Here is a 4,962-nt window from a genome sequence, read left to right as displayed (position 1 = left end):
GTGCACCGTCCGACGGTGTCGGTGACGGGCTCGGGACATCTCGTGGAGGTTCCGGTGAAAGCGGTGGAAATGGTACGGGCGCAGGAGAATCCGGTATCGGGATGCCGGCGGGGCAGCCCATCGCGTTCACCCCGCCGGTGGTGCCCGCGACGCCGGCCGGGGGAATGCCCGGCGGTCCGGCGGTGCCGTCGGCCGGGGCGCCCGGCATGCGCCCCGCGATGCCCGCGGGTGGTGCTCCCGGCGGGGGCGGCGGGCGCGATCTCAAACACCGGCCCCCGGGATATCTGCACCACGACGCCCATGGTCGGGAGATCGTCGGCGACCTCCCGCTGGTCGGACCGGCGGTGCTCGGCGACTGGGGTCCGCAGGCCATGCCGCCGATCACCGAACCCGACGAGCCGATCCTGGACCTGCCGGTGGACGAGACCGACGTGCGGGCCGATCTCGGTGAGATCGCCTCGGGCGCAGACGGTTCGGCATCCGATGTCCGGACCACCGGGACGGCCGAGCGGGATGGCTGACCCACATCGGCCGCGGCGGATCGACCGGGGACACGGCCCGATCGGCGACCTCGTGGACCGGGTCGCCGAGCCGGACGTCGACGCCTGCCTCGGGGTGCTGGTCACCACGGTGATCGACCTGACCGACGTGCTCGCCGAGCCACCTGTCCGAGAGGTGTTGTCGCAGTGGCGAGAACACGGCCGGGTGTCGCCGACGACCCGCGGCCAGCTCGATGCCGCGGTCTCCCGCCACGAACTCGATGCGTCGGTCGCCCATCGGGCGGACGACACCGAGACCCAGCGGCACGAGTTCTTCCGGGCCCGCGCCCTGGCATGTCTGTCGATCGCGGTGGCCGCCGATCGCCCCGCCGGTGAACGGCTCGCCGACTGCGCCTACGAGGCGATCATCGCGATGGGCGGCACGGCGGGGGTGGTCGGGGTGCTGGTGGAGTACGCGGGGTAGGCCTCAGGCCAGGTCGAGACTGTGCTCGACCGCGCGATTCCACTCCCGGTACAGGCGTGCCCGTTCGTCGGCCTCCATCGACGGCGTCCACCGGGTGTGTTCGGCCCAGTTGGCCCGGATCTCGTCCTCGCCGGACCAGTAGCCCACCGCCAGGCCGGCCGCGTACGCCGCACCGAGGGCGGTGGTCTCGTTGACCACCGGGCGCGACACCGGGACGTCGAGGATGTCGGCCTGGAACTGCATCAGCAGGTCGTTGACCACCATCCCGCCGTCCACCTTGAGGGTGGACAGCGCCACACCGGAGTCGGCCTGCATCGCCTCGATCACCTCACGGGTCTGGAATGCGCTGGCCTCCAAGGCGGCCCGGGCGATGTGCCGCTTGTCGGCGAAGCGTGTCAGACCGACGATCACCCCCCGTGCGTCGGGCCGCCAGCGCGGGGCGAACAGTCCGGAGAACGCCGGCACCACATACACGCCGCCGTTGTCGTCGACTTGGCGGGCCAGGGTCTCCACCTCGGCGGAATCGGTGATGATGCCGAGGTTGTCCCGCAGCCACTGCACCAGCGAGCCGGTCACCGCGATCGAGCCCTCCAGGGCGTAATGCGGTGCGGCGTCGCCGATCTGATAGCAGACGGTGGTGAGCAGGCCGTGGTCGGAGAAGACCACGTCGGTTCCGGTGTTGAGCAGCAGGAAGTTCCCGGTGCCGTAGGTGTTCTTCGCCTCGCCGGCCGACAGGCACGCCTGGCCGAAGGTCGCCGCCTGCTGGTCGCCGAGGATGCCGGCGAACGGAACCCCGGGCAGCGAGCCGTGTTCGCGCAGGGCGCCGTACACCTGGGAGGAACTGCGGATCTGTGGGAGTGCGTCGGTCGGGATGCCCATCTCGGCGCAGATCTGCTCGTCCCACGCCAGGGTGTGCAGATCCATCAGCATGGTGCGCGACGCATTGGTCACGTCGGTGATGTGCAGCCCACCGGCCGGACCGCCCGTCATGTTCCAGGAGATCCACGAATCCATTGTGCCGAAGCACAGTTCGCCGTTGCGGGCACGTTCGGCAACGGCCGGCACATGGTCGAGCAGCCAGCGCATCTTGGGGCCGGAGAAGTACGTGGACAGGGGTAGGCCGGTGCGCGTCCGATAGCGGTCGGTACCGGCATCACCGCCGAGTTCGACGCAGAGATCGGCGGTGCGGGTGTCCTGCCACACGATCGCGTTGTGCAGCGGCTCCCCGGTCGACCGGTCCCAGGCCATCGTCGTCTCGCGCTGGTTGGTCAGTCCGCACGCCCTGATGTCGTCCACCGTGAGGTCGACGGCGGCCAGGGCGGCCGCGGCCACCCGACGGGTGTTGCGCCAGATCTCGGCGGGGTCGTGTTCCACCCAGCCCGGTCGCGGGAAGATCTGGCGGTGCTCGATCTGCTCGGAGGACACCACACGGCCGGAACGGTCGAACACGATGGCCCGCGTCGAGGTGGTTCCCTGGTCGATCGACATGACATAACCCGAAGCACTCTGCACGGCGCCCAGTGTCGCACGCGGTGTAGGCCACCGAGATCAATTACGCTGACGAAGCATGAACACCGAGTCCGGCGATTCGAGTGCACGAAGGGCGCATGGCGACCCTCGATTCGATCCCGATCGACCTGCGGACATGGGTCCGCTCTACCGGGCCGAGGCGTGGCGGCGTCTGTCCACCGAACAGTTCGACATCGTCGTCATCGGCGGCGGTGTGGTGGGTGTCGGGGCCGCACTGGACGCGGCGACCCGAGGTCTTCGGGTGGCGCTGGTGGAGGCCCGCGACATCGCGTCCGGGACGTCGAGCCGCTCGTCGAAGATGTTCCACGGCGGCCTGCGGTATCTCGAACAGCTCGAGTTCGGGCTGGTGCGCGAGGCGCTGCGCGAACGGGAACTGTCCCTGCGGCTGCTCGCCCCGCACCTGGTGAAACCGCTACCGTTCCTCTACCCGCTGACCCAGCGGGTCTGGGAACGCCCCTACGTGGCCGCGGGCCTGTTCCTCTACGACGCCATGGGTGGATCGAAATCTGTTCCCGGGCAACGCCATGTGACGCGGTCGGGGGCCCTGCGGGTGGCTCCGGCGCTCAAACGCGACTCGCTGATCGGTGGTATCCGGTACTACGACACCGTCGTCGACGACGCCCGCCACAGCCTGACCGTCGCCCGGACCGCCGCCAACTACGGGGCCGTGATCCGCACGTCCACGCAGGTCGTCGGGTTCCTGCGGGAGGCCGACCGCGTGATGGGTGTCAAGGTGCTCGACACCGAGAACGGGGAGACCGCCGAGATCCGGGCGCACTGTGTGATCAACGCGGCCGGGGTGTGGACCGACGAGGTGCAGGCCCTCTCGCATGAGCGTGGACACTTCCGGGTGCGGGCGTCGAAGGGTGTGCACATCGTCGTCCCGCGTGACCGGATCGTCAGCGAGACCGCGATCATCCTGCGTACCGAGAAGTCCGTGCTGTTCGTCATCCCGTGGGAGACGCATTGGATCATCGGCACCACCGACACCGACTGGAACCTGGACCTGGCGCACCCGGCGGCGACCCGCGCCGACATCGACTACATCCTCGAACACGTCAACACGGTGCTGGTCACCAAACTGACCCACGACGACATCGAAGGCGTGTACGCGGGCCTGCGGCCGCTGCTGGCCGGGGAGGACGAGGCCACCTCGAAGCTGTCGCGTGAACATGCGGTGGCACGGGTGGCCCCGGGTCTGGTGTCGATCGCGGGCGGCAAGTACACCACCTACCGGGTGATGGCCGCCGATGCGGTGGATGCCTGCGACGACTTCATCCCCACGCGGGTCGCGCCGTCGATCACCGAACGGGTGCCGCTGGTCGGGGCCGACGGCTACTTCGCGCTGATCAACCAGTGCGAGCACCTCGGTTCCCGGTACGGGCTGCATCCCTACCGAATCCGCCGGCTCCTCAATCGCTATGGTTCGCTGATCGACGACGTGCTGTCCTACGCCGCCGACGATCCGTCGCTGCTGCGTCCGCTCGCCGGCGCGCCGCAGTACCTGCGGGTGGAGGTGGTCTACGCCGCGGTCGACGAGGCCGCCCTGCACCTGGAGGATGTGCTGGCCCGTCGCACCCGCATCTCGATCGAGTACTCCGACCGCGGTGTGGACTGCGCGCAGGAGGTGGCCGAACTGCTCGCCCCGATCCTGGGCTGGGGGTCCGAACAGATCGAGTACGAGGTGCGGACCTACGACGCCCGGGTCGCCGCGGAGATCGCGTCGCAGCGTCAACCTGACGACGAGTCGGCCGACGCGCTGCGTGCCGCCGCCCCGGAGTCCCGGCCGGAACTCCTGGAGCCGGTGCCCGTCCCCGACCGCTGACCCGTGCGCCACGACAGGACCTTTGACCCTGCGGCCGGTGCCGTGTGGGGGTAGAAAATGGGTACGGGTGGCAACAGGGGTAGAGGAAGGCAACGACCATGGTGGACAATCCGGTTCAGGAACTCAGCACCGACGAGGCCTGGGAATTGCTGGGCAAGGGGGCGGTCGGCCGGCTCGCGGTGACCGTCGGCGGACATCCGGACATCTTCCCGGTGAACTACTACGCGGGCGAGGGACGCATCCTGTTCCGGACTGCGGAGGGCACCAAGCTCTCCGAGCTGGTCGTCAACGAGAACGTCGCCTTCGAGGTGGACTCGTACGACGGTGACGCCGGCTGGAGCGTCGTGGTCAAGGGCACCGCACGAATCCTGTCCCGCAACGACGAGATCGCCGCCGCCGACGAGACTCCGTTGAGCCCGTGGATTCCCACCATCAAGTACAACTACGTCGAGATCGCCGCCGGCAACATTACGGGCCGTCGTTTCCAGTTCGGCCCGGAACCCGAGCGCTACCCGGTCTGAGTGCCGCCGTCCGGGTTCAGGGTGGCTGTGTCTGTCGGTATCGGCCCGATTGTCCAGTGGCGGTTGGTGGTTGAGTTGTCGAGGTGGGCACCTTCGAGGTGGTTACCGCTGGCCTGTGAGTTG

Annotated in this window: 4 protein-coding genes and 1 pseudogene; 4 read left to right on the top strand and 1 reads right to left on the bottom strand. The window is 69.0% G+C overall.

Features of this window, described 5'->3' with window-relative positions; translation table 11 throughout:
• Nucleotides 1-521: pseudogene (locus tag GD1_RS04915) on the top strand (hypothetical protein); the annotation flags it as partial.
• On the top strand, nt 514-963 hold the full coding sequence (locus GD1_RS04910) for a hypothetical protein (RefSeq protein WP_059036065.1): 450 nt from the start codon (nt 514-516) through the stop codon (nt 961-963). The pseudogene GD1_RS04915 and the gene GD1_RS04910, both read left to right, overlap by 8 nt.
• Before the next feature lie 3 nt (nt 964-966).
• On the opposite strand, the gene glpK is transcribed toward GD1_RS04910, so the two are convergent.
• Complete coding sequence (glpK, locus tag GD1_RS04905) at nt 967-2,451, bottom strand: glycerol kinase GlpK (RefSeq protein ID WP_059036063.1); 1,485 nt, start codon at nt 2,449-2,451, stop codon at nt 967-969.
• Nucleotides 2,452-2,530: 79 nt separating this feature from the next.
• On the opposite strand from glpK, the gene glpD reads away from it, so the two are divergent.
• Together glpD and GD1_RS04895 are read left to right on the top strand one after the other, a co-directional pair.
• Nucleotides 2,531-4,318 (top strand): glycerol-3-phosphate dehydrogenase, encoded by a 1,788-nt coding sequence (gene glpD / locus GD1_RS04900; protein ID WP_059036061.1) that lies wholly within the window; start codon nt 2,531-2,533, stop codon nt 4,316-4,318.
• 98 nt (nt 4,319-4,416) lie between these two features.
• Nucleotides 4,417-4,839 (top strand): pyridoxamine 5'-phosphate oxidase family protein, encoded by a 423-nt coding sequence (locus tag GD1_RS04895; RefSeq protein ID WP_059036059.1) that lies wholly within the window; start codon nt 4,417-4,419, stop codon nt 4,837-4,839.
• Nucleotides 4,840-4,962 lie beyond the last annotated feature (123 nt).

The organism is Gordonia desulfuricans NBRC 100010 (assembly GCF_001485495.1).
Lineage (GTDB): Bacteria > Actinomycetota > Actinomycetes > Mycobacteriales > Mycobacteriaceae > Gordonia > Gordonia desulfuricans.
Note: the sequence above shows the minus strand (reverse complement) of the source record. Positions and strands in the feature narration are given on the sequence as shown.